This is a genomic window from Ruegeria sp. CDSA089, from assembly GCF_059612205.1.
Map to the genome: position 1 here is coordinate 815,385 of NZ_JBXWQD010000001.1, position 19,275 is coordinate 834,659.

The 19,275-nt window shown below is 58.6% G+C and carries 15 protein-coding genes and 1 tRNA gene; 7 read left to right on the plus strand and 9 right to left on the minus strand.

The genetic code is table 11. The annotated features are described in order from the left end of the window. The first annotated feature begins 185 nt into the window (after nt 1-185). Both prpE and AC2FJ6_RS04175 read left to right on the plus strand, forming a co-directional pair. Nucleotides 186-2,075 (plus strand): propionate-CoA ligase PrpE, encoded by a 1,890-nt coding sequence (prpE, locus tag AC2FJ6_RS04170; protein ID WP_496668481.1) that lies wholly within the window; start codon nt 186-188, stop codon nt 2,073-2,075. 178 nt (nt 2,076-2,253) lie between these two features. Beyond that, a complete protein-coding gene (locus tag AC2FJ6_RS04175; protein ID WP_170770127.1) occupies nt 2,254-3,693 on the plus strand; it encodes an amidase family protein in 1,440 nt (479 codons plus the stop codon). A 259-nt stretch (nt 3,694-3,952) separates the two neighbouring features. On the opposite strand, the gene AC2FJ6_RS04180 is transcribed toward AC2FJ6_RS04175, so the two are convergent. Then, a complete protein-coding gene (locus AC2FJ6_RS04180) occupies nt 3,953-4,714 on the minus strand; it encodes an NAD kinase (protein ID WP_237215598.1) in 762 nt (253 codons plus the stop codon). A gap of 167 nt (nt 4,715-4,881) precedes the next feature. Here AC2FJ6_RS04180 and glyA point away from each other — a divergent pair, with 167 nt between their 5' ends. Further along, on the plus strand, nt 4,882-6,177 hold the full coding sequence (glyA, locus tag AC2FJ6_RS04185) for a serine hydroxymethyltransferase (RefSeq protein ID WP_170770123.1): 1,296 nt from the start codon (nt 4,882-4,884) through the stop codon (nt 6,175-6,177). Nucleotides 6,178-6,226: 49 nt separating this feature from the next. Here glyA and AC2FJ6_RS04190 read toward each other — a convergent pair whose 3' ends face one another. Continuing rightward, the gene (locus AC2FJ6_RS04190; protein WP_170770121.1) at nt 6,227-6,601 is read right to left on the minus strand and encodes a hypothetical protein; all 375 of its coding nucleotides are present in this window, start codon (nt 6,599-6,601) and stop codon (nt 6,227-6,229) included. Nucleotides 6,602-6,650: 49 nt separating this feature from the next. Here AC2FJ6_RS04190 and AC2FJ6_RS04195 point away from each other — a divergent pair, with 49 nt between their 5' ends. Then, complete coding sequence (locus tag AC2FJ6_RS04195; protein ID WP_496668483.1) at nt 6,651-7,451, plus strand: alpha/beta fold hydrolase; 801 nt, start codon at nt 6,651-6,653, stop codon at nt 7,449-7,451. On the opposite strand, the gene AC2FJ6_RS04200 is transcribed toward AC2FJ6_RS04195, so the two are convergent. The 6 genes from AC2FJ6_RS04200 to AC2FJ6_RS04225 all read right to left on the minus strand — a co-directional run bounded on the left by AC2FJ6_RS04200 (nt 7,452) and on the right by AC2FJ6_RS04225 (nt 16,279). Further along, entirely contained in the window at nt 7,452-7,640 is a 189-nt protein-coding gene (locus tag AC2FJ6_RS04200; RefSeq protein ID WP_170770119.1) for a CTP synthetase, read from the minus strand. Nucleotides 7,641-7,727: 87 nt separating this feature from the next. After that, nucleotides 7,728-8,105 carry a rhodanese-like domain-containing protein gene (locus AC2FJ6_RS04205; protein ID WP_170770107.1) on the minus strand — a complete coding sequence of 126 codons (378 nt, stop codon included), beginning with the start codon at nt 8,103-8,105 and terminating at the stop codon, nt 7,728-7,730. 80 nt (nt 8,106-8,185) lie between these two features. Next, the gene (locus AC2FJ6_RS04210) at nt 8,186-9,538 is read right to left on the minus strand and encodes an HlyD family type I secretion periplasmic adaptor subunit (protein WP_170770105.1); all 1,353 of its coding nucleotides are present in this window, start codon (nt 9,536-9,538) and stop codon (nt 8,186-8,188) included. Beyond that, nucleotides 9,535-11,769, minus strand: a complete 2,235-nt coding sequence (locus AC2FJ6_RS04215) for a type I secretion system permease/ATPase (protein WP_170770103.1) — start codon at nt 11,767-11,769, stop codon at nt 9,535-9,537. Before AC2FJ6_RS04215 ends, AC2FJ6_RS04210 begins: the two co-directional genes overlap by 4 nt. 37 nt (nt 11,770-11,806) lie before the next feature. Continuing rightward, nucleotides 11,807-13,744: a type I secretion protein gene (locus tag AC2FJ6_RS04220; RefSeq protein ID WP_170770101.1), complete on the minus strand. Its 1,938-nt coding sequence runs from the start codon at nt 13,742-13,744 to the stop codon at nt 11,807-11,809. 135 nt (nt 13,745-13,879) lie between these two features. Then, nucleotides 13,880-16,279, minus strand: a complete 2,400-nt coding sequence (locus tag AC2FJ6_RS04225) for a hypothetical protein (protein WP_496668485.1) — start codon at nt 16,277-16,279, stop codon at nt 13,880-13,882. A 595-nt stretch (nt 16,280-16,874) separates the two neighbouring features. On the opposite strand from AC2FJ6_RS04225, the gene AC2FJ6_RS04230 reads away from it, so the two are divergent. Both AC2FJ6_RS04230 and AC2FJ6_RS04235 read left to right on the plus strand, forming a co-directional pair. After that, the gene (locus AC2FJ6_RS04230) at nt 16,875-17,624 is read left to right on the plus strand and encodes a helix-turn-helix transcriptional regulator (protein WP_496668487.1); all 750 of its coding nucleotides are present in this window, start codon (nt 16,875-16,877) and stop codon (nt 17,622-17,624) included. Next, nucleotides 17,605-18,114 (plus strand): hypothetical protein, encoded by a 510-nt coding sequence (locus tag AC2FJ6_RS04235; RefSeq protein WP_170770097.1) that lies wholly within the window; start codon nt 17,605-17,607, stop codon nt 18,112-18,114. The genes AC2FJ6_RS04230 and AC2FJ6_RS04235 overlap by 20 nt, the downstream gene beginning before the upstream one ends. Before the next feature lie 398 nt (nt 18,115-18,512). On the opposite strand, the gene AC2FJ6_RS04240 is transcribed toward AC2FJ6_RS04235, so the two are convergent. Next, nucleotides 18,513-18,598: transfer RNA gene (locus AC2FJ6_RS04240), tRNA-Leu, on the minus strand. A gap of 438 nt (nt 18,599-19,036) precedes the next feature. Between AC2FJ6_RS04240 and AC2FJ6_RS04245 the strand changes: the two genes are divergently transcribed. After that, a complete protein-coding gene (locus AC2FJ6_RS04245; RefSeq protein WP_170770095.1) occupies nt 19,037-19,222 on the plus strand; it encodes a hypothetical protein in 186 nt (61 codons plus the stop codon). Nucleotides 19,223-19,275: the final 53 nt, after the last annotated feature.

Below are 19,275 nucleotides of genomic sequence, written 5' to 3' on the forward strand. Positions count from 1 at the left end.
TGCAAATTTACCCATCAATCGCCAGATAACCCTCATGCAGTCGTGCATTTGCAAAAATTTGCAAGTCAATTCGGCGAATTCTGCAAACTTTTTGCGATAAAGTGACGCTCCGTCACGCCGCTTGCTTGTCCTGTGGCCGCCCTGCCCCTTACACACATGCCAAGGAATTGACGGAGGAGAACACCGTGGCATATCAGGACGTTTACGAAGGCTGGAAATCCGACCCCGAGGGCTTCTGGATGGAGGCCGCAAAGGGCATCGACTGGGTAAGCCCCCCGACCAAGGCTTTGTTCGATGACAACGCGCCGCTATACGAGTGGTTCTCGGACGCCCGCGTAAACACCTGCTGGAACGCTGTCGACCGCCATGTCGAAAACGGACGGGGCGAGCAGACTGCAATCATCTATGACAGCCCGATCACGCATACCAAGCGCGAGATTTCCTATGTCGAGCTGCGCAACCGCGTAGCCAATTTGGCAGGTGCACTTCGGGCCAAGGGTGTCGAAAAGGGCGACCGGGTTATCATCTATATGCCAATGATCCCCGAGGCGCTTGAGGCGATGCTGGCCTGTGCGCGTCTGGGCGCGGTGCATTCGGTGGTATTCGGTGGCTTTGCCAGCAACGAACTGGCCGTGCGGATCGACGACGCCAAACCCAAAGCGATCATCGCCGCCTCTTGCGGGATGGAGCCGGGCCGCGTGGTTCACTACAAACCCCTGCTGGACGGCGCGATTGATCTGGCAGAACACAAACCCGATTTCTGCGTTATTTTCCAACGCGAACAGGAAGTCGCCCAGCTCGTCGAAGGGCGCGACTTTAACTGGCACGGCTTCCAGTACGGCGTCGAACCGGCTGAATGTGTCCCGGTCGATGGTAATGATCCTGCCTATATCCTTTACACCTCGGGCACGACCGGTTCACCCAAAGGTGTCGTGCGCCCCACGGCAGGCCATCTGGTCGCGTTGAACTGGACGATGAAGAATATCTACAATGTCGACCCTGGTGACGTGTTTTGGGCGGCATCCGACGTGGGATGGGTCGTAGGGCACTCCTACATCTGTTACGCGCCCCTGATCCATGGCAACACCACCATCGTGTTCGAAGGCAAACCCGTGGGTACCCCGGATGCGGGGACCTTCTGGCGCGTGATTTCCGAACACAAAGTCAAAAGTTTTTTCACCGCCCCAACGGCAATCCGAGCGGTTAAACGCGAGGATCCGCAAGGTGAGTTGATCGCCAATTACGACCTGTCCCATTTGGGCGCGCTTTACCTGGCTGGAGAACGGGCAGACCCGGACACGATCGTCTGGGCGCAGGACGCGTTGAAAGTGCCGGTGATCGACCATTGGTGGCAGACTGAAACCGGCTGGACCATCGCTGGCAACCCGCTGGGGATCGAGGAACTGCCGACCAAGTTGGGCTCGCCAGCGAAGCCAATGCCGGGCTATGACGTGCAGATCCTGGACGAAGGTGGCCATCCGATGAAATCCGGCGAGTTGGGCGCGATTGCGGTGAAGTTGCCCCTGCCCCCCGGTACGTTGCCGACGTTGTGGAATGCGGAAGAGCGCTTCAAAAGCTCGTACCTCAATCATTTCCCCGGTTACTATGAGACCGGCGATGCAGGCATGATTGATGAGGACGGATATCTGTACATCATGGCGCGCACGGATGATGTGATCAACGTTGCGGGCCACCGCCTGTCCACTGGGGGGATGGAGGAGGTTCTGGCCGCCCATCCCGACGTGGCCGAATGTGCTGTGATCGGTGTAACCGACCAGTTGAAGGGCCAGATGCCGGTTGGTTTCCTGTGCCTGAACGCAGGCTGCGACCGCGATCATGCTGAGGTCGTGCAGGATGTGGTCAAGCTGGTGCGCGAAAAGATCGGTCCGGTTGCGGCGTTCAAACAGGCTGTTGTGGTGGACCGCCTACCCAAGACGCGTTCAGGCAAGATCCTGCGGGGGACCATGGTGTCGATTGCCGATGGTGCAGACTACAAAATGCCTGCTACCATCGACGATCCCGCCATTCTGGACGAGATCACGGACGCGCTGAAGACCATCGGCTACGCACAATAACAACGGGAAACTCAAGGGTGCGCCTGTCGGCGCGCCCGATTTGCGCAGACGCGCGAATGCGAGGCTCTGCCTCGCGCTCCGGGATATTTCTGGCCAGATGAAAGAGGATCCCCGAAATGGGACTGAACCTCTTGCCATCGGCCGTCTTCCGCCTCAGGTTGAACCCCGGAGGACGAGCATGAGCGACAATGACATCTGGCGACTAAGCGCCACGGACTTGGCGAAGCAGACCCGCAGCAAGCAGATCAGCGCGGTGGAGGCCGTTCAGTCTTCGATTGACCGGCTGCATCAAGTCAATCCAGCCCTGAATGCCGTGGTCGAAGACCTGAGCACTGAGGCATTGACGCACGCGCATACGCTGGATCAGGCCGTGGCTGCGGGCACGGAGCCCGGTCCGCTGCACGGTGTGCCCGTGACGATCAAAATCAATGTCGACCAAAAAGGACACGCGACCACGAATGGGGTCGTGGCTTTGAAAGACGTGATCGCGCCGGACGATGCGCCCATAGTGCGAAACCTGCAAAATGCTGGCGCCGTCGTCCTAGGGCGCACGAATACGCCCGAGTTTTCCTTTCGCGCCGATACCGACAACGAGCTGCACGGCCGCACACATAACCCCTGGGGGCGGCATATCTCGCCTGGTGGGTCCTCGGGCGGGGCCGGCTCGGCGGTGATGGCGGGGATCGGGGCCTTGGCGCATGGCAATGATATTGGCGGTAGTCTGCGATTTCCGGCGGCGGCAAACGGGGCCGTGACCGTAAAGCCGGGATTGGGCCGCGTGCCTGCGTGGAACCCGAGTCAAAAGGTGGAACGCGGCCTGTTGGCGCAATCCATGTCGGTGCAGGGGTTGATCACCCGTTCAGCCACCGATCTGCACCTGTCGATGCCCAGCCTGATCGCCGCCGACCCGCGCGATCCGTTCCATGTGCCGATGCCATGGCGTGGGGCCGCCTATGACGGACCTATCAAGGTTGCTTTTACAAAGAACACGTTCGGCTATGATCTGCATCCAGAAGTCGCAAAGGCCTTAGATACTGCCCGTGACGCGCTGATTGACGCAGGATATGCGGTAACAGAGGTCGATCCGCCTGATGTCTTTGATTGTGGGCGCAACGGATACCGCGCTTTGATGGGCGAAGTACTGACCCTGTTGAAAACTGATATCGAGGCAGCGGGGTCGCAGACCATCCGCGATATATTCGACGTGTATTTTCAGGAGTTCCCGCCGATCACCGGTACAGAGCTGATTGAGATGCTGGCCAAGCGCACACACTATGCCCGCGAATGGTCTCTGTTCATGCAGGACTACCCATTGGTTCTGTCGCCTTTCCTGCCGCAACCATTCTTTAGACCCGACCGCGATACAGAAGGCCCTGAAGGCGTGCATGAGGTGCTGGGCTGCGCGGTTTATTCCTATGCGATGAATTTCCTCGGGTTGCCCGCAGCCTGCGTTCCGGCGCGTTTGGCAGAACTGCCAAAAGGAGCGCAGCCAATCAATGTTCAGATCGCAGCCCCGCGCTGGCGTGAGGACATGGCGGTTGATGCGGCCGCGGCCATTGAGGCGCGCGTTGGGCAGATGTGTCTGCCACTGTGGGATAAGATGGGTTCCGCAGAATAACCCCCGACAAAAGAAATTGACCCCGGGGTTTTGTGCCCGGGGTCCACTTTCTAAAATATGCCCGGAGATCCGATAACAAGCGTAGCACCACCTACCCTTGTCAGCGCCTAAACTGCGCGGTCATTTCGAAAACACCGTCGGCGGCCACTCACTCCCGCCTTGGATGTGTCTCCGGGCAAGTTCACATTAACCCGAGGTTAATCAAACTCCTGTGAACTGGTTCACATAAGCGCGAAAAAACCGTGGTCGACTGTGGAAACTACGTGAATTGCTCAGAAATCAGCCGCTCTTCCAGCCCGTGGCCGGGATCGAACAGGATGCGATGCTGAATTGAAGGCTCAGACCGAATCTCAACCCAGTCGATATCCGGGAATGAGATCGAATCGGCATCTGCCATCACCGGGCGTTTGTCAGCGTCCAGAACATCGAACCGCACTTTTGCGATCTTGGGCAGCAAGGCCCCGCGCCAACGTCGGGGGCGAAAGGCGGCAATGGCGGTCAATGCCAGCACATCCGATCCTATCGGCAGGATTGGCCCATGTGCCGAGTAGTTATAAGCCGTCGACCCCGCTGGCGTAGACAAAAGCGCCCCGTCGCACACCAGTTCATCCATGCGAACACGCCCATCCACGCTAATCCTCAGCCGGGCGGCCTGCGGACCGGCCCGCAGCAGCGACACCTCGTTGATCGCCAAAGCCTCATGCATCTTGCCGGATTGATCCATGGCGCGCATGGCCAGCGGATTGATGACTTCTTCTTCTGCATCGGCGAGGCGTTCCATCAGATCTGCCTCGTGAAACTCGTTCATCAGAAAGCCGATCGTGCCCCGATTCATCCCGTAAACAGGCGTATCCAGATGCTGCATGTTATGCAGCGTGTGCAGCATGAAACCGTCACCGCCCAAAGCGACAACCACATCCGCGTCGCGCGGGGCCGCATTGCCATAGCGCCGCACCAGCGCATCACGGGCGGTCTGGGCCACCTTGGCGTCGCTGGCGAGGAAAGCGATTCTCTGAATCATCGGTTGCAGTTTCCGGTGCTGAACATTTGGTTCCGAAACAACCATACCTTTCCCCGATAGGCCAGTCTTGACGCCGCAGCGGGCCAAATCGTCGCTTTACAGCTTTTGCATATCTGCCGTTTCCGATAGGAAATCCGCAAGATAATTCCAGCCATGCGGAGCCCCCAATGAACGCCAACCTTCGTGACACAGGTTTTTTCACCCAGTCTCTCGCGGATCGTGACCCCGAGCTGTTCGGCTCGATCACATCCGAGCTGGGCCGTCAGCGCGACGAGATCGAGCTGATCGCATCCGAGAACATCGTCTCTGCCGCCGTGATGGAAGCTCAGGGTTCGGTGATGACCAACAAATACGCCGAGGGCTACCCCGGTCGCCGCTACTATGGCGGGTGCCAGTTCGTCGACATAGCCGAGAACCTGGCCATTGACCGTGCCAAGCAGCTCTTCAACTGTGAATTTGCCAACGTTCAGCCGAACTCTGGCTCGCAGGCCAACCAAGGCGTATTCCAAGCACTGATCCAACCCGGCGACACCATTCTGGGCATGAGCCTGGACGCAGGTGGCCACCTGACCCACGGCGCGGCCCCCAACCAGTCGGGCAAGTGGTTCAAGGCTGTTCAATACGGCGTGCGCCAGCAGGACAACATGCTGGACTACGATCAGGTCGAAGCGCTGGCGAAAGAGCATCAGCCCAAGCTGATCATCGCCGGTGGTTCCGCCATTCCGCGCCAGATCGACTTTGCCCGCATGCGCGAGATTGCCGATATGGTCGGCGCCTATCTGCACGTCGACATGGCACACTTTGCCGGTCTGGTTGCCGCAGGCGAGCACCCAAGCCCCTTCCCGCACGCACATGTCGCGACCACCACCACCCACAAGACCCTGCGCGGCCCGCGCGGCGGCATGATCCTGACCAACGACGAGGCGATCGCCAAGAAAGTGAACTCGGCCATCTTCCCCGGCATTCAGGGCGGTCCGCTGATGCATGTCATCGCTGGTAAAGCCGTTGCCTTTGGTGAGGCGCTGCGCCCCGAGTTCAAGACCTACATCCAGCAGGTCATCAACAACGCACAGGCGCTGTCTGATCAGTTGATCAAAGGCGGTCTGGACACAGTTACGCACGGCACCGACACCCATGTGGTTCTGGTTGACCTGCGCCCTAAAGGCGTCAAGGGCAACGCGACCGAAAAGGCCCTGGGTCGTGCGCACATCACCTGCAACAAGAACGGTGTGCCGTTTGATCCGGAAAAACCGACCATCACTAGCGGAATCCGTCTGGGCAGCCCCGCCGGGACCACCCGCGGCTTTGGCGAGGTCGAGTTCCGCCAGATCGCGGACTGGATCATCGAAGTGGTCGACGGTCTGGCCGCCAATGGCGAAGACGGAAATGCCGAGGTCGAAGCCAAGGTCAAAGCCGAAGTGGCCGAGCTGTGCGCCCGCTTCCCGATCTACCCGAACTTGTAATTTTTCAGGATATCAACAGGCTGAACGGCGCCCCAAGCGGCGCCGTTTTTCATATGAAGCCCTGCCAGCGCAAAAACACCAGCAGCAGAACCAACAACGCCAGCAGGTTGAAAGCCAACCCACCCAACATCCCCAGAAACCAGCCCAACCTGCGGTCGGCCAAATTGATGCCGGTCAGATGATCCTGCACCTCTTCTGACGCGCGAGCCAGTTTGGGCGTATCCAGCACCAGCCTCAGCTTGGGATGGGCCGCCATCTGTTCGGCATTCGCCAAAAGCAGCGCCTGCTTATAGATGCGTCGGGGCAATTGACGTTTGGCCTTTCTGACCGAGGCCGTCAGCGTCTTATCCCGCACACCCAGCTTGTCGCGCAACAGCTGCACGGTCTGCGCGATTTGAGTTTGAATATCGGGGTTTTGCGCCATATTGGGGCCTCCTGACGCGGCACCATATCCGGGTGGCACCAGCACGACAATGGGGCTGGTTGTTTGGACCGGTGGCGGGTATCACTCGGTCATGCTAAATACGATTGTCCATGGTGAGCCAACTTCAACCCCCCCGTTGCTGATTGCCCATGGTCTTTATGGCTCGGGCCGGAACTGGGGCGTGATTGCGCGCAGACTGTCGGATGAGCGGCAAGTCGTCGCCGTCGATATGCGCAACCATTCCAACAGCGAATGGACCCCGCAGCATGACTATCCCAGCATGGCCGATGATCTGGCCGAGGTGATAGACCATTTCGGCGGACAGGCCGATGTGGTGGGGCATTCGATGGGCGGTAAGGCGGCCATGACGCTGGCCCTGCTGCATGGTGAGAAACTGCGCAAGCTAGTGGTCGCCGACATCGCACCCGTGACCTATACCCACAGCCAGATCAAGTTCATCGAGGCGATGCGCGCAGTTGATCTAACGCAGGTCACGCGCCGCTCGGACGCGGAACAGCAGCTGGCCGATCAGGGGGTTGAGAAAGCCCTGCAAAGCTTTTTCACCCAGTCGCTGGACATCAAGGGCCAACGCTGGCTGCTGAACCTGGACGTTCTGGCCGCCGAGATGCCTAAGATCATGAGCTTTCCTGACATCACCGGCACATGTACCAAACCGACCCTGTTTCTGTCGGGGGGCGCGTCGGATTATGTTCTGCCCGACCACCGCCCCGCGATCAAGGCCCTGTTCCCGACCGCGCGCTTTGCCAAGATCCCCGGCGCAGGCCATTGGCTACACGCTGAAAAACCGCGCGAGTTCGAGGCCTCGGTCCGGGCGTTCCTGAACGCCTGATCAGGCTGCGTCGTTATACAGGTCTCGGGCTACCCGCCACGAGACCGGTGCCGCCAACGCAAATCCCAATGCCGCTGCCAATACGATGGTGGCCACGGAATTTGTGCCCGCAACCAGAACCGCAATCACAGCCGTTCCGGCCAGAGCAGTGGAAATCATAGCATAAAGAGTTGTCGCAAGACGAAACATGGTCAGCTGTCCCTTTGTAATCTGTCTGACCACAACTTTAACGCGGCACAGCCCGGCAGACCTTGACATGCGTCAGGCTGAAAATTTTTATTCTTTCGACACTTCACCGCCCCCATTCACCCAATCGGAAAAGCCGCCCAAATTGTAGACCTGAGCATAGCCCATATCCTTGAGCAATTTGCCCGCTAGGGCCGCACGTCCCCCGGCAGCGCAATAAAGAACAATGGGGCGATCCTTACGCAACTCAGGATCGTAGGACTTCAGCGCCTCATCTGCGCTGAATTCTAGCGACCCGCGAGAGATATGATGCGCACCGCTGGCACGGCCCGTCTTCTGCAACTCGGCCCCGTCGCGGACATCCAGCAGCAAACCGCCCTGCCCCAGAATCTCGGCGGCGCGGGCCATGTCGATCCGCTCCACGCTGGCATTGGCGGCTTCCATCATCTCTTTCACGGTCAAGGGCATCTGTATCTCTCCTGTTGGTGCTGCCGACAGGGTAACATGCGAAAATTGGAAGGTGTAGTGGGATCGCCCTACACGGGCGATCAATGTTCGCGGAAGGCACGCGACATGCTGTCTGTCACCGGCTTGGCGATATAGGCCGCGAAAGTGCGTTCCTCGGTCTGAATCATGATCTCGGCTGGCATCCCCGGCGTGGGGATAAAGCCGCGCACGCGGTCAATCTCCTCGGGCGGCAGCGAGATTCGGGCCAAATAGACCTCTTGCGGGGCACCCGCCGAGTCCTCGAGCAGGGCATCGGCCGAGACGTAAAAGACCTCGCCGCTCAGCACCGGAGTCGTGCGCTGGTTCAGGGCGACTAGTCGCACGGTGGCGTCCTGTCCCGTCACGACGCTGTCGATCTCGGTTCGCGGGATTTGCGCCTCGATGATCAGGGGCGCATCGGCGGGCAGGATTTCGGCGATGGGTTCACCTGTTTCGATCACCCCGCCCGGCGTGTGATAATGCAGCCGCACGACTGTGCCCGTAACCGGCGCGCGCACAACGGCGCGGTCCAGAACACTGCGGGCCTGACGGGCTTTTTCGCGGACACTTTCCAGATCGGCCTCGATCACACCCAACTCGTCCAATGCCGCCTCGCGGTAGGCCGACCGTGTTCGGGTGATCTGTTCTTCGTATTTCAGCATCATCTGGTTGACCTCGGCGGTCTCAGCCGCCAACCGCGCCTGCTGACCATCCGCCTCGGCCTGCACGCGGCGGATCGTGTTTAGCTCGCCTTTGCGGACCAAACCCTTTTCAAACAGCGCCTCTTTGGTCTCATACTCTTCCTGCAAAATGGCCGAGCGCAGGCGCATACTGTCCAACTGCGCCTCGAACCCGCTGGAGCGGATACGCAGCGCTTCCATATTGCGCTGCAACAGGGCGATATCGTTCAGCAGGGTCTTGCGCGAGACGTCAAAGCTGATCTTCTGGCCGTCTAGGATCGTCATCACCTCGACGTCATCGGTGGCCTTGATCAGATCGGGCGAAAATTCCAGCCGCTCGCGTTCTTCATACTCGGCCAACAGGCGTTGGCTCATCGCCTGAAGGCGGATTTTACGGATGAACAGCTCACGCTCATTGGCCTCGGCAGAGGTCTGGTCCAATGTCATCAGAACCTCGCCGGCCTGCACCGATTGACCTTCGATGACCTTAATATCTTCGATGATGCCGCCTTCCAGATGCTGCACGATCTTGTTGCGTCCGGTGGCGACAAAGCTGCCCTGCGCAATCACGGCGGCGGCCAAGGGCGCGCGAAAGGACCACACGCCGAACCCGCCGAAACAGACAACCAGCAGCGCCATACCGACGACGACGAACTTGCTGATCGAGCGTGGAACCTCGGCATACCACACCTCGGGGTCTTTGGGATCATTGTTGACGGGCACCAGATCATTCATGTCGCATTCCCCTTCTGGCCTTCGATACCGGGCTGTTTGCGCGGCCCGTTCAACTGTTGCAGCACCTGTTCGCGCTGACCGAACAGGGCGACCCGCCCGTCGGTCAACAGCATGATCTTGTCGACCGCATTCAGCAAAGTCGGCTTTTGCGTGATCACGACCACCGTGATCTTGTTCGCCTTGGCCTGCGCAATCGCCCGTGCCAAAGCCTGATCCCCGGCCACGTCCAGGTTCGAGTTCGGCTCGTCCAGAACCACCATACGTGGGTTACCAAAGAACGCGCGCGCCAGCGCGATGCGCTGCTTTTGACCGCCGGACAGCGGAGAGCCATCGGCGGCGACAACAGTCTCATATCCTTGAGGCAGCGTGGCGATCATGTTGTGCACATCGGCCAGCACGGCGGCGTCGTGGATTTGCTCATCCGTCGCGTCCTCGCGCATGCGGCCGATATTGTCCTTGATGCTGCCTGGAAACAGCTGCACGTCCTGCGGCAGATACCCAATGCTCTCACCGAATTGGCGCGGGTCCCAGTTGCGGATATCCATCAGATCCAGCCGCACGCTGCCCGACGTTGGCAGGATCGAGCCCACCAGTGTCTTGCCCAGCGTCGTCTTGCCCGCCCCTGAATTGCCGATAATGGCCAATGTCTCACCGGGGTTGAGCGAAAACCCGATCCCGTTCAGCACCACGCGCTTGGTCCCGCCGGGCACATAAAGAAGCCGTTCGACATCCAACCGGCCTTCGGGGCGCGGCAGGCGCAGCTTTTCGTATTGCAACTCGGACTTGGTCAAAAGGGTCTTGATCCGACCAAAGGCAGCGCGGGTCAGCAGGAAGGTGTTCCACCCTTCGATGGATCCTTCGATCGGGGCAAAGGCGCGCCCGGCGATGATCGAGGCTGCAATGACCATGCCGCCGGTGATCTCACCTTGCAGGGCAAGATACGCGCCCCAGCCCAGAATTGCGATTTGTGTAAGTAAGCGCACCGCGCGCGAAATCGCAGCAAAGATGACGTTCCGATCCTGCGCCCGCACCTGCCATGTCAGCGACTGCGCGGTGTCGCGGCCCCAGATGCGCACCGCCTCGGGGATCATCGCCAAAGCGTTGATGATCTGACTGTTGCGCGCCATCGAATCCAGATGCTGGTTGGCCATGGACTGAGCCCGGTTCGCCTCGGCAAAGGGCTTGGCGGTCATGCGCTGGTTGATCAGAGCGATGATCATCAGTAGCAGCGCAGTCACGATCACGATTGTGCCAAGTTGCGGGTGCACAAGGAAAATCATCAGGATGAACAAGGGCGCGAACGGCACGTCCAGAAATGAGATCAACGTGCCCGACACCAGAAATCCGCGGACCTGCTGCAAATCGCCCAGCGTCTGATATTCCCGTCCGGTCCCATGCAGCGAGGCATGGGCCGCCGCGCTGAGGATGGGCGCACCCAACCGGGCGTTTACCTCGACCGCTGTGCGCATCAGCATGAATCGGCGCACCGCATCAAAGGCTGATTGAAAGATCACCGCCCCGGCCACAATCGCGGTCAGCATGATCAACGTGTCCAGAGACCGGCTGGTCAATACGCGGTCGCTGATCTGAAACAGGTAGATCGGGATGGCCAGGATCAGGATGTTGGTTGCGCAAGTCAGCACCAGCACAAAAGCCAAATTGCGCAAGATTGCCCGCATCGAAATTCGCAGCGTCTGCTGAAAGTCCTCGGGCGGAGTGCGTTTATGAAAGGTCTGGGGTGGCCCTTTGCCATCCCCACCGCCCTCTTTCCGGAGCGGCAGAGGTTGGTTTGCCTTGGCCTCGATCGTGGTTCCCAATTGTCCACCGCCTTTTGAGCGATCCGGGGGGGGCGTCCGGTCGGTCTTCTCCCTGGCGGTTTCCGGATCGGGGCCTTTGGCATCGGCCACCCCAGCTTCGCGGCCCTTCTGGAGTTTGTCGTTGACGGGCTGCGGAACGTCACGCCGAAGGGATTTCTCGGCGTGACGGAGGAATGTCGTTTCTTGAGCACTTTGCGTGCCCTTTGGTGAAGGTTGCGGTTCAGAGACTTTTGGGGCCTTGGGTGGAAACGTCACCGGATTATGCACACGCAGATCCTGGCTTAACCGCAAGCTCGCCATTTTGGCGGGTTTGGTCACGGGGCCATCTGCAGGGGCCTTGGTCGGGCCACCACCACCGCGTCCGTCCAGCGGGCTGGCGAACAGGGATCGGCGCGACGAGAACAAAATCGACATACTCAAACTTTCGAAACACTCGTATCAAACAGGGAAATCAGGCCAGCATGGTTTGCAGACCATCATCGAAGCTTTCGGCCATCTCGGACGGGGTCATCTTGTTGTGGCCCGGCGCGTTTTCCGAGTTTCCGGGTCCATCCACCGTGTCAATAAGGACAGCGATGGCATCATTTCCGATCTCAACATCCAGATCATCGTCCGGCGTGTCGATCAGACTGGCCTGATGCAGCACGAGGTCGGAATATTCGCCCTCACCGGTCATGACCACGGAATCGACGCCGGCTTTTACCACACCCGCGGTATTCAGAACCGCATTTCCAGCCCCCAACGCAGAAGCCACTGCACCGGCTTCCCCGTTAAGGTTGATGTCGTCCTGGTCTTGCAGGATCGTAATCTGTTCAATCGCGTTAACCTGCACCAGATCACCGTCGATTTTGAGGACCCGGATCTGTTCCATCCCCGCGAAGTCCGGGTTGTTCAGCAAGGCGTCTTCCAGCGCTTCGGTGTCCATTTCCTCAAGCGGCAGAACACCCGCCAAGCTGGCGTCCAACTCCTCATGCGTGTCCTCACCCATCGTGGTCAGCGCCACCTGATTGACAACAAGATTGTCATCATCCTCATCCGGAATGCCACCGTTGATCTCGTCATCATCGAGGAACACGATTGTCTGGTGAACGATATCCACCGAAATCATGTCCCCGCCGATCAGGATCACGTCGTAATAGCTGCCAAGTTGCAGAATCTCGGTTACGTTGATCAGAACATTGTCACCCATCACGTAAAGGCTGGACGATGCGGTGATCTCGGTTTCGATATGGTCGATATCGGTGGCGTCGATTTCTTGCTGGATGAAATTCGTGACCACCAGATCGCCCGCAATCCAGGTCACAGCGACCAGAGGATCCTGCCCCTCGGCCGCAACGTTGTCATCCAGCCAATGGGCCTCGTTGCCTTCAACGGTGATGGTTGAGGTTTGAACGACCATCGTGTCGCTTTGCGCACCGGCATCGCCGGTGTCAATGTCCGACACTACCGCAACCTGACTGACGACGGTCACGTTGACCGATTGCCCGCCCACCGCGATCACTGGCGCGTCGACCCAGGCCACTGTGACGGCAACTTCGTTGACGGCCAGATTGCCACCGGTGGAAACGGTATGCCCTTCGCCAAATTCCGAGTCTTCGGACTGGTCCCACTCGGCGGGAAGAAGTTCTTCGGGCAGATCCTCTGTCTGGTCCTCATCGGATTGATGATGCAGCGGCAGAAGCTCGCTCCAGTCAGGGGCCTCATCGACATGTTCGCCGTTCACGATGGTACCCATCGCGTCTTCGCCCTGGAACTGATGCACCGTCGCGCCTTCGACCTCGATGGTCTGCTGTACCTCTTCGACGAGGGCTTGAATGTGTTCAACCGACTGATAATCGGCGATATTCAGAGACGGTGCCGATACCGCGTGCAGCGACTCCGCAACCGCCGCCAAGGCGTCGCCCTGCGCCATCAAGGTTTCGACATCGCGGAACTCGGCCTGTCCAAGGGTATCATTGTCGCTTAGACGCAGAGTTTGCACGGTATAGGTCACGGCCGACCCGATCAGTTCGGGGATCAGTTGCGGTTGCAGAACTACGGTCTGAAATGAGATCGCCGGAAGCTGCACGTCGGGAATGAAATCATCGGCATTCGGCACCAGACCAAAACCCGGAACCGGGGCCGCCACGGACATCGCCTGCAAGGGTGCAGGGGCTATATCAGCCTGGGGCGCATCCGTTCTGAATGGCAGGGCATCATATTTCCCCGGATCCAGCTTCAACCCCACCTTGACCTTGATGACGGTCGCATCTTCAAGCTCTTCCAGTTCCGCCTTGCGCCTGAATGCGACAAATTCGTCATACTGATCCCGCCATCGGGCCTGTTCGCTGGTAAGTTCAAATGTTCCAATAAAATGAGCAATCGTTTCACTGATACTGTCGAGCGACATAACACTGTTCCTTTCCCCATCCCGGCCAGAAATTTCCGTTTTGGGTTAAGTTGGGCCGAGGCCGCACCATGCGGCCTCAGCATGTTTTTGCCGGAGATCGTGGGGGTTTAGCCGATCTCCGGCTGGGACACCGGCTTATACGTCGGTATCGTCGCTGGAGTAGGACGAAGTCATCGATCCACCAACCATGGTCGTATCGACCGAGTTGCCAAGCACGTTGGCACCCATGACGATCGACTGGTTGAAGGCCGTGGTATCCACAACTGCGGCAGACGAAGCATAGGATTCACCCGATACGATGCCGTCACCAGCATTGTTCGAGCCCCAGACACCCGCGTTGCCACCGGTGCCACCTGCGCCCGAGTTCGCACCCGAAGCATCGCCACCAGTGACTATCCCACCAGCTGTGTGGCCGGTAGTCGCCCAACCGATTGCTTCACCGCTGGTGCCGCCCATACCGGCCCCGGCGCCGCCGCCGCCGCCAAAGCCTGAGGTCGCCGACCCGTCCGTCGAACCGGATGCATCAGAGGTGGCATCATTGTCCGAAGACGCGTCACCACCGTATCCGGCAATGGATTCGGCAAGACTGTCCGCCGAGCCATCTGTATCTGCCTGCGCAAACACATCCACCAGACCACCGTCTCCGGCCGTGTTCATCGCATCGGCCGAACCGGTGCCCGAACCATCCGACGTCGCGCCTTGCTGGATCGCGCCGCCACCGCCGCCGAAACCATCGGCGGTCGAGGTGCCGGTTCCGGTGCCGCTGGCCGAGCCGTCGGTGTCGTTTGTGCCACCTGCTCCGCCATCGCCACTGGTGTTCTGCGAGTTGCTGGCCGAGCCGTTCACGTCACCCGGGGACTGGGTGATGTTCGGACCGGTTGTCGCCTGATCGCCGACACCCTGCGCGCCGGCGTTTGCTCCGGCTGTACCGCCTGTCGCGCTACCGCCGGTGCCATCGCCACCCGAGCCGAAGCCGCCGGTGCCGTCGCCACCCGAGCCAAAGCCTCCGGTTCCGTCGCCGCCAGATCCAAACGCGCCGGTTCCGTCACCGCCAGTTCCCGGATTGCCGCCATTGGTGTCGCCACCGCCGTTGCCGGCACCGGCCTGACCTGCGTTCAGCCCGGACAGACCGTTTTGCTGGTTCAGAGCTGCAAGCGCTGCATCGACCTGACCGGAAGTGCCACCAGTGCCTTCAGCACCCGTGCCTGCACCGCCCGTGCCGTTGCCAGCATCACCGGTACCGCCCATGCCTTCTGCGCCGTTGCCCTGGGCCCCAGAGCCTTCGGCACCTGCGCCTTCGCCACCATCGGCATCAGCGTCGCTGCCTGCCAAGCTGCCAGCCAGACCCAGACCGACATTTCCGGCCGCCGCATCGTTGGCGTCGGTGTCGCTGCTGCTGCCATTGCCGGCCTGACCATCCGCATCCGCATCACCGTCGCCACCGGCGGCGCCTTGCGCGGACGAGTCGTTCGCGCCAAGACCCGCGCCAAGCGCCTCTGCGACCGAAGCATTGTTGCCACCGGAAGACTGGCCATCATTGTCGGCATTCGACAGGCCCAGACCCAGACCCAGCCCAAACGAGCTTGCGTCTCCGCCTTCACCGCTGGTGCCGTCAGCGTCGGTGTCGGATGAACCTGTGTTGCTTGCTCCAGAGATGCTACCGGCGTCTCCGCCTTCGCCGCCACTGCTGCTGCCGTTGGACTCGGCACCCGACACACCGACACCCAGGCCGATGTTGGATGCTGAACCGGTCGAGCCGCCGTCACCACCAACGCCTGTACCATCCGCGTTGCCGGTCAGACCACCAAAGGCCAGCGCGTCAGCGCCATGGGTTTGGGCACTTGCCGCGCCGCCATCGGTGCTGCCACCGCTGCCAGAGTTGCCACCATCGGTTGAAGAGCCGATGCCTTCATGGGCCGTCGCGGTGCCACCATGAGCATTGCCGCTCTGGTCAAATTCGCCTTCGTTGCGAACGGCGGCCGAGCCCAGATGGTCATTGTCGGACAAGTTTGCGACCTGGCTGCTGATCGAAGACATGTCATTGCCTTCACCGCTCAGGTCGATGTCCAGATTCAGGTCATCGCCCGGGTCATAGTCCATATCGCCTGCAACGGTGATGACATCGCCCAGCTCAGCCGAACCTGACGCGTCAATATCGACAGTGTCATTGTCTTTCGGCAAGCCTTCTCCGTCGCCGAAGTCGATCGTGACCGAGTTGCTGTTCGAGTTGTCATTGTCGCCATTGCTTTGCGACTGACCCTGACCTTGATCTTGGCCCTGGCCCTGATCCTGGCCTTGGGCTTGGTCTTGACCCTGACCATTTTCAACAGACGTCGCCTGAGCTTGCGCCTGGTCCTGACCCTGGCCCTGCTCGTTGTCGACATCATTGTCGACATCCGTCTCTAGCGACGTCAGGTCAGCATCAACATAGGCGTCATCCACATGGATATCTGCGTCGATTGGCGCGATGATCGTATCCACGTTCACCTCGTCAATATCGGTAATGCTGTTATGGGGTTGTTGACGTTTTGACATATCAATTTCCACTTATTAAGCGCACTGACCGTCACTCTTTCAAAAACGGTTACGGGCGCGGTTGAAACAAACAGCGCACTCGCGCAAAACCCGCGCGGATGCGTATTTCACAGTGAGATTGTCCTCCACCCTCCTTTCCCCGGCTTAGCCGGTCCTGCATCTGCCAAGACGTTCGCGGAAATGCGCGATTCGCAGACACGTTCGGATCTTTCGCCCCGTTAATTGGAGCCGTTCCATGGTTGCAGGAGGAAACTGGCCTGAATAGCTAGCCGGAAGCACTAGAACGGGTAATCACCTGATTCGGATTGATTATTTCCAAATCACGAACAATGCGCGACTTTTTCGGCTGCTGATTTTTTAGCTAATCGCATATCGAGAAAACTCGTTAAATTGCCTCTACTTAAGCGGGTGAAACGCCCCTGATCCTAAACTTAAGTTCTAGAACTGTTTGCGCGTTAACGACCGTGCAACCAGGAAATTTGCACTTTTCCCTATAGCCTGCACCGAAAGTGCGTTAATGTTCGGTTAATATTATTCGAAGTGCCAGTTTGCTATTTCGCCGCTTAGCGGTGCAGGTTTTGACAAGGGGGGAATGATGAGCATTCCGTTTCGGGAAAATGCAGCGCAAAACCAATTTGGTTTTGACGAATTCTCGGTAAATTTTATTGGTAAAGAGCTTTTCTACTCGGACCAGACCCTAACGGGTGTTGAAACAGAGTTTGGTGTCACCACACACCGCTACGATTCAATCTCAGCCCTGCCGACATATAGCGACCCTACCACCGGCCCCGGTAGGATCGTGATCGTCGATCAGATGATTCTGGAAGATCTTCTGGCCCGTCCCAGACATTATCGCGATTGCGTGGGCAGCGGCAGCTTGGCCTACGCCTATCGAAAAGAGGAATCCGCCCGCTTTCTGTTTGAGCAATGGGACCGGACTCGCCATGGAGATATCGGTTTTCTGCCAATGAATGTCGGTCCCGATGTCTGGCGCGCGATCCTTCGATTGTTGCTGCATGAGGAACTATACCTGCCCGGCTTTCTTGCAGACAGCGTCTCCAACTTGCAAAGCCCACCCAAGCAGCACGCAGGCTCTACGCCTGCCGCGCCAGAGCCGCACCCGCTTTATTCCAAACTGACCCGGAGGGAAAAGCAGGTCCTGCAACAGGTATCAAAAGGGCACAGTAACAAGATCATCGCGGCCAATCTTGGTATAACCGAACACACGGTGAAGTTGCACATGCACAATGTCGCCGGAAAGATCGGCGTCAGCAACAGAACCGCCGCCGCACAGTTCTTTTTCGAAGTCGCCCCGGACGAAGCCCATGAACTTGCCAGCGACTGAGGATTTCGAAACCCGCTTTGACCGTCTTATCCTTTTGGTCGGCAAGCTGAACTATATGTGGACCAATACAGAAAGCTTGCTGATCCACCTGATCGCCGGGCTGAGCGGAACCAACAAGGATGTCGCGGTCATCATTTTTCTGACCCTCAACACCACCCGTGCACGCATTGATCTGGTGGAACGGCTGGCAAAGATGGACGGTCGCCCCCCCGATCTGAGGGATGCGATTCTGGAGCACACCCAGCGCTTGTCGAAACTTTCGGGCATTCGCAACAAGTACAATCACTGCATCTATTCCTTCGACCCTGACAGTGGAAATCCCAAGACGATTCTTATGCGGATTTCAGACCGGAAAACCGACATCAAGCTGGGACGCGAAGACACCGTTGACGCCGCAGCGCTGACCGAGATTGAAGGCGTAGTGAAAAAACTCTCGGACGCCAACCGCGATATCTGGCAGTTGATCACAAGGTTAGGCTTTCCGGTCTAAAGGCGACGTGGTGCGGGTGGTCAGGTTTAACAGAACATAAACAGGCCATTTCCTTCACGTTCACCTGACTTGATCTATAGTGGCGAGTGTCGCTTTAACTGCGACATTATCTTGCTACCCGATCAGGGTCTTTCGATGTTCAACTATGTTCTGACAACTTCTACCACTTTGATATGGGTCGCAACCGGGCTGCTTGTCGGCTTCCTTTTTATCTAGCCCCCCAGTGCGCGCCTAACTTGAGCCTGAGAACAGAAGCCTTGAATGGCTTTGTTGCGTAGAGGTTGTGTAAGCAGTGAACAGGCACGCCGTCACGGGCAACTGACACCGCGTAGCGATTCTACCAAAAGCAACGACTGTGGAACGGGTTGCACGCCAAACAACATCGGCTGTGAAATACCTGGTGCGGGCGGTGGGACTCGAACCCACACGGGCATAAGCCCTTCAGATTTTAAGTCTGATATGTCTACCATTCCATCACGCCCGCACGGCGTATTCCGCTCCCAATTGGGCTGAGGAAATCACTAAGCGGATAACGCTGCAAACACAATCCGTTTCAACGACAACCACTTGAATTCTGATTCACGGAGGGCCGACAACCGGAGCGATCGTTGCCAATCGTCAAAGGCTGGTTAAAATTCGCACGCAAGGATTGCACATAAATTGCCAATCTCTAGGACGGGGACCACCCCTAAGGGATATCATTTTCGATTTTCGGGCAAGTTACGAGTGCAGAACAAAAGTCCTTTCCAGACTGGATCGCTGGCATCGAACATCGCGCCAAGAGGCCGCCAGCCTGGCACCCCAACTTCGCACAAATACAATCTGGCAACGCCTCGCCTATCCCGGAGCCTTCGTCGGGGCGTTCTTTCTGGGAGTATTCGCCGTCTTCCTGACACGCTACATTCAATACCACATGGTAGGCGTGCCCGACGCTGGTGACACGAACTTTCCAGGCATCATCGGTATCGGCGTGGCCAGCATGGCGGGTTTCTTTATCTCACTGTTCCTCACAGACAAACAAAAGGAATTCGCTAGTGCCAGCACGGCAGGCGTTATGACGACCACACTCACCTTCCCAAATCTGGTCTGGGAAAACGACATCGGATGAGTATTCGATATGGGCTCGAAGCCGTTTTTCTCCACGTTGCATACTAATGACTG

Excerpts from the sequence above, each read along its gene's own strand:
- AC2FJ6_RS04235 (WP_170770097.1), top strand. The coding sequence starts at position 17,605 with ATGAACTTGCCAGCGACTGAGGATTTCGAAACCCGCTTTGACCGTCTT.
- AC2FJ6_RS04220 (WP_170770101.1), bottom strand. The coding sequence starts at position 13,744 with ATGTCGCTCGACAGTATCAGTGAAACGATTGCTCATTTTATTGGAACA.
- glyA (WP_170770123.1), top strand. The coding sequence starts at position 4,882 with ATGAACGCCAACCTTCGTGACACAGGTTTTTTCACCCAGTCTCTCGCG.
- AC2FJ6_RS04210 (WP_170770105.1), bottom strand. The coding sequence starts at position 9,538 with ATGAATGATCTGGTGCCCGTCAACAATGATCCCAAAGACCCCGAGGTG.
- AC2FJ6_RS04215 (WP_170770103.1), bottom strand. The coding sequence starts at position 11,769 with ATGTCGATTTTGTTCTCGTCGCGCCGATCCCTGTTCGCCAGCCCGCTG.
- AC2FJ6_RS04195 (WP_496668483.1), top strand. The coding sequence starts at position 6,651 with ATGGGGCTGGTTGTTTGGACCGGTGGCGGGTATCACTCGGTCATGCTA.
- AC2FJ6_RS04190 (WP_170770121.1), bottom strand. The coding sequence starts at position 6,601 with ATGGCGCAAAACCCCGATATTCAAACTCAAATCGCGCAGACCGTGCAG.
- AC2FJ6_RS04205 (WP_170770107.1), bottom strand. The coding sequence starts at position 8,105 with ATGCCCTTGACCGTGAAAGAGATGATGGAAGCCGCCAATGCCAGCGTG.
- AC2FJ6_RS04200 (WP_170770119.1), bottom strand. The coding sequence starts at position 7,640 with ATGTTTCGTCTTGCGACAACTCTTTATGCTATGATTTCCACTGCTCTG.
- AC2FJ6_RS04225 (WP_496668485.1), bottom strand. The coding sequence starts at position 16,279 with ATGTCAAAACGTCAACAACCCCATAACAGCATTACCGATATTGACGAG.
- AC2FJ6_RS04175 (WP_170770127.1), top strand. The coding sequence starts at position 2,254 with ATGAGCGACAATGACATCTGGCGACTAAGCGCCACGGACTTGGCGAAG.
- AC2FJ6_RS04180 (WP_237215598.1), bottom strand. The coding sequence starts at position 4,714 with ATGATTCAGAGAATCGCTTTCCTCGCCAGCGACGCCAAGGTGGCCCAG.
- AC2FJ6_RS04230 (WP_496668487.1), top strand. The coding sequence starts at position 16,875 with ATGAGCATTCCGTTTCGGGAAAATGCAGCGCAAAACCAATTTGGTTTT.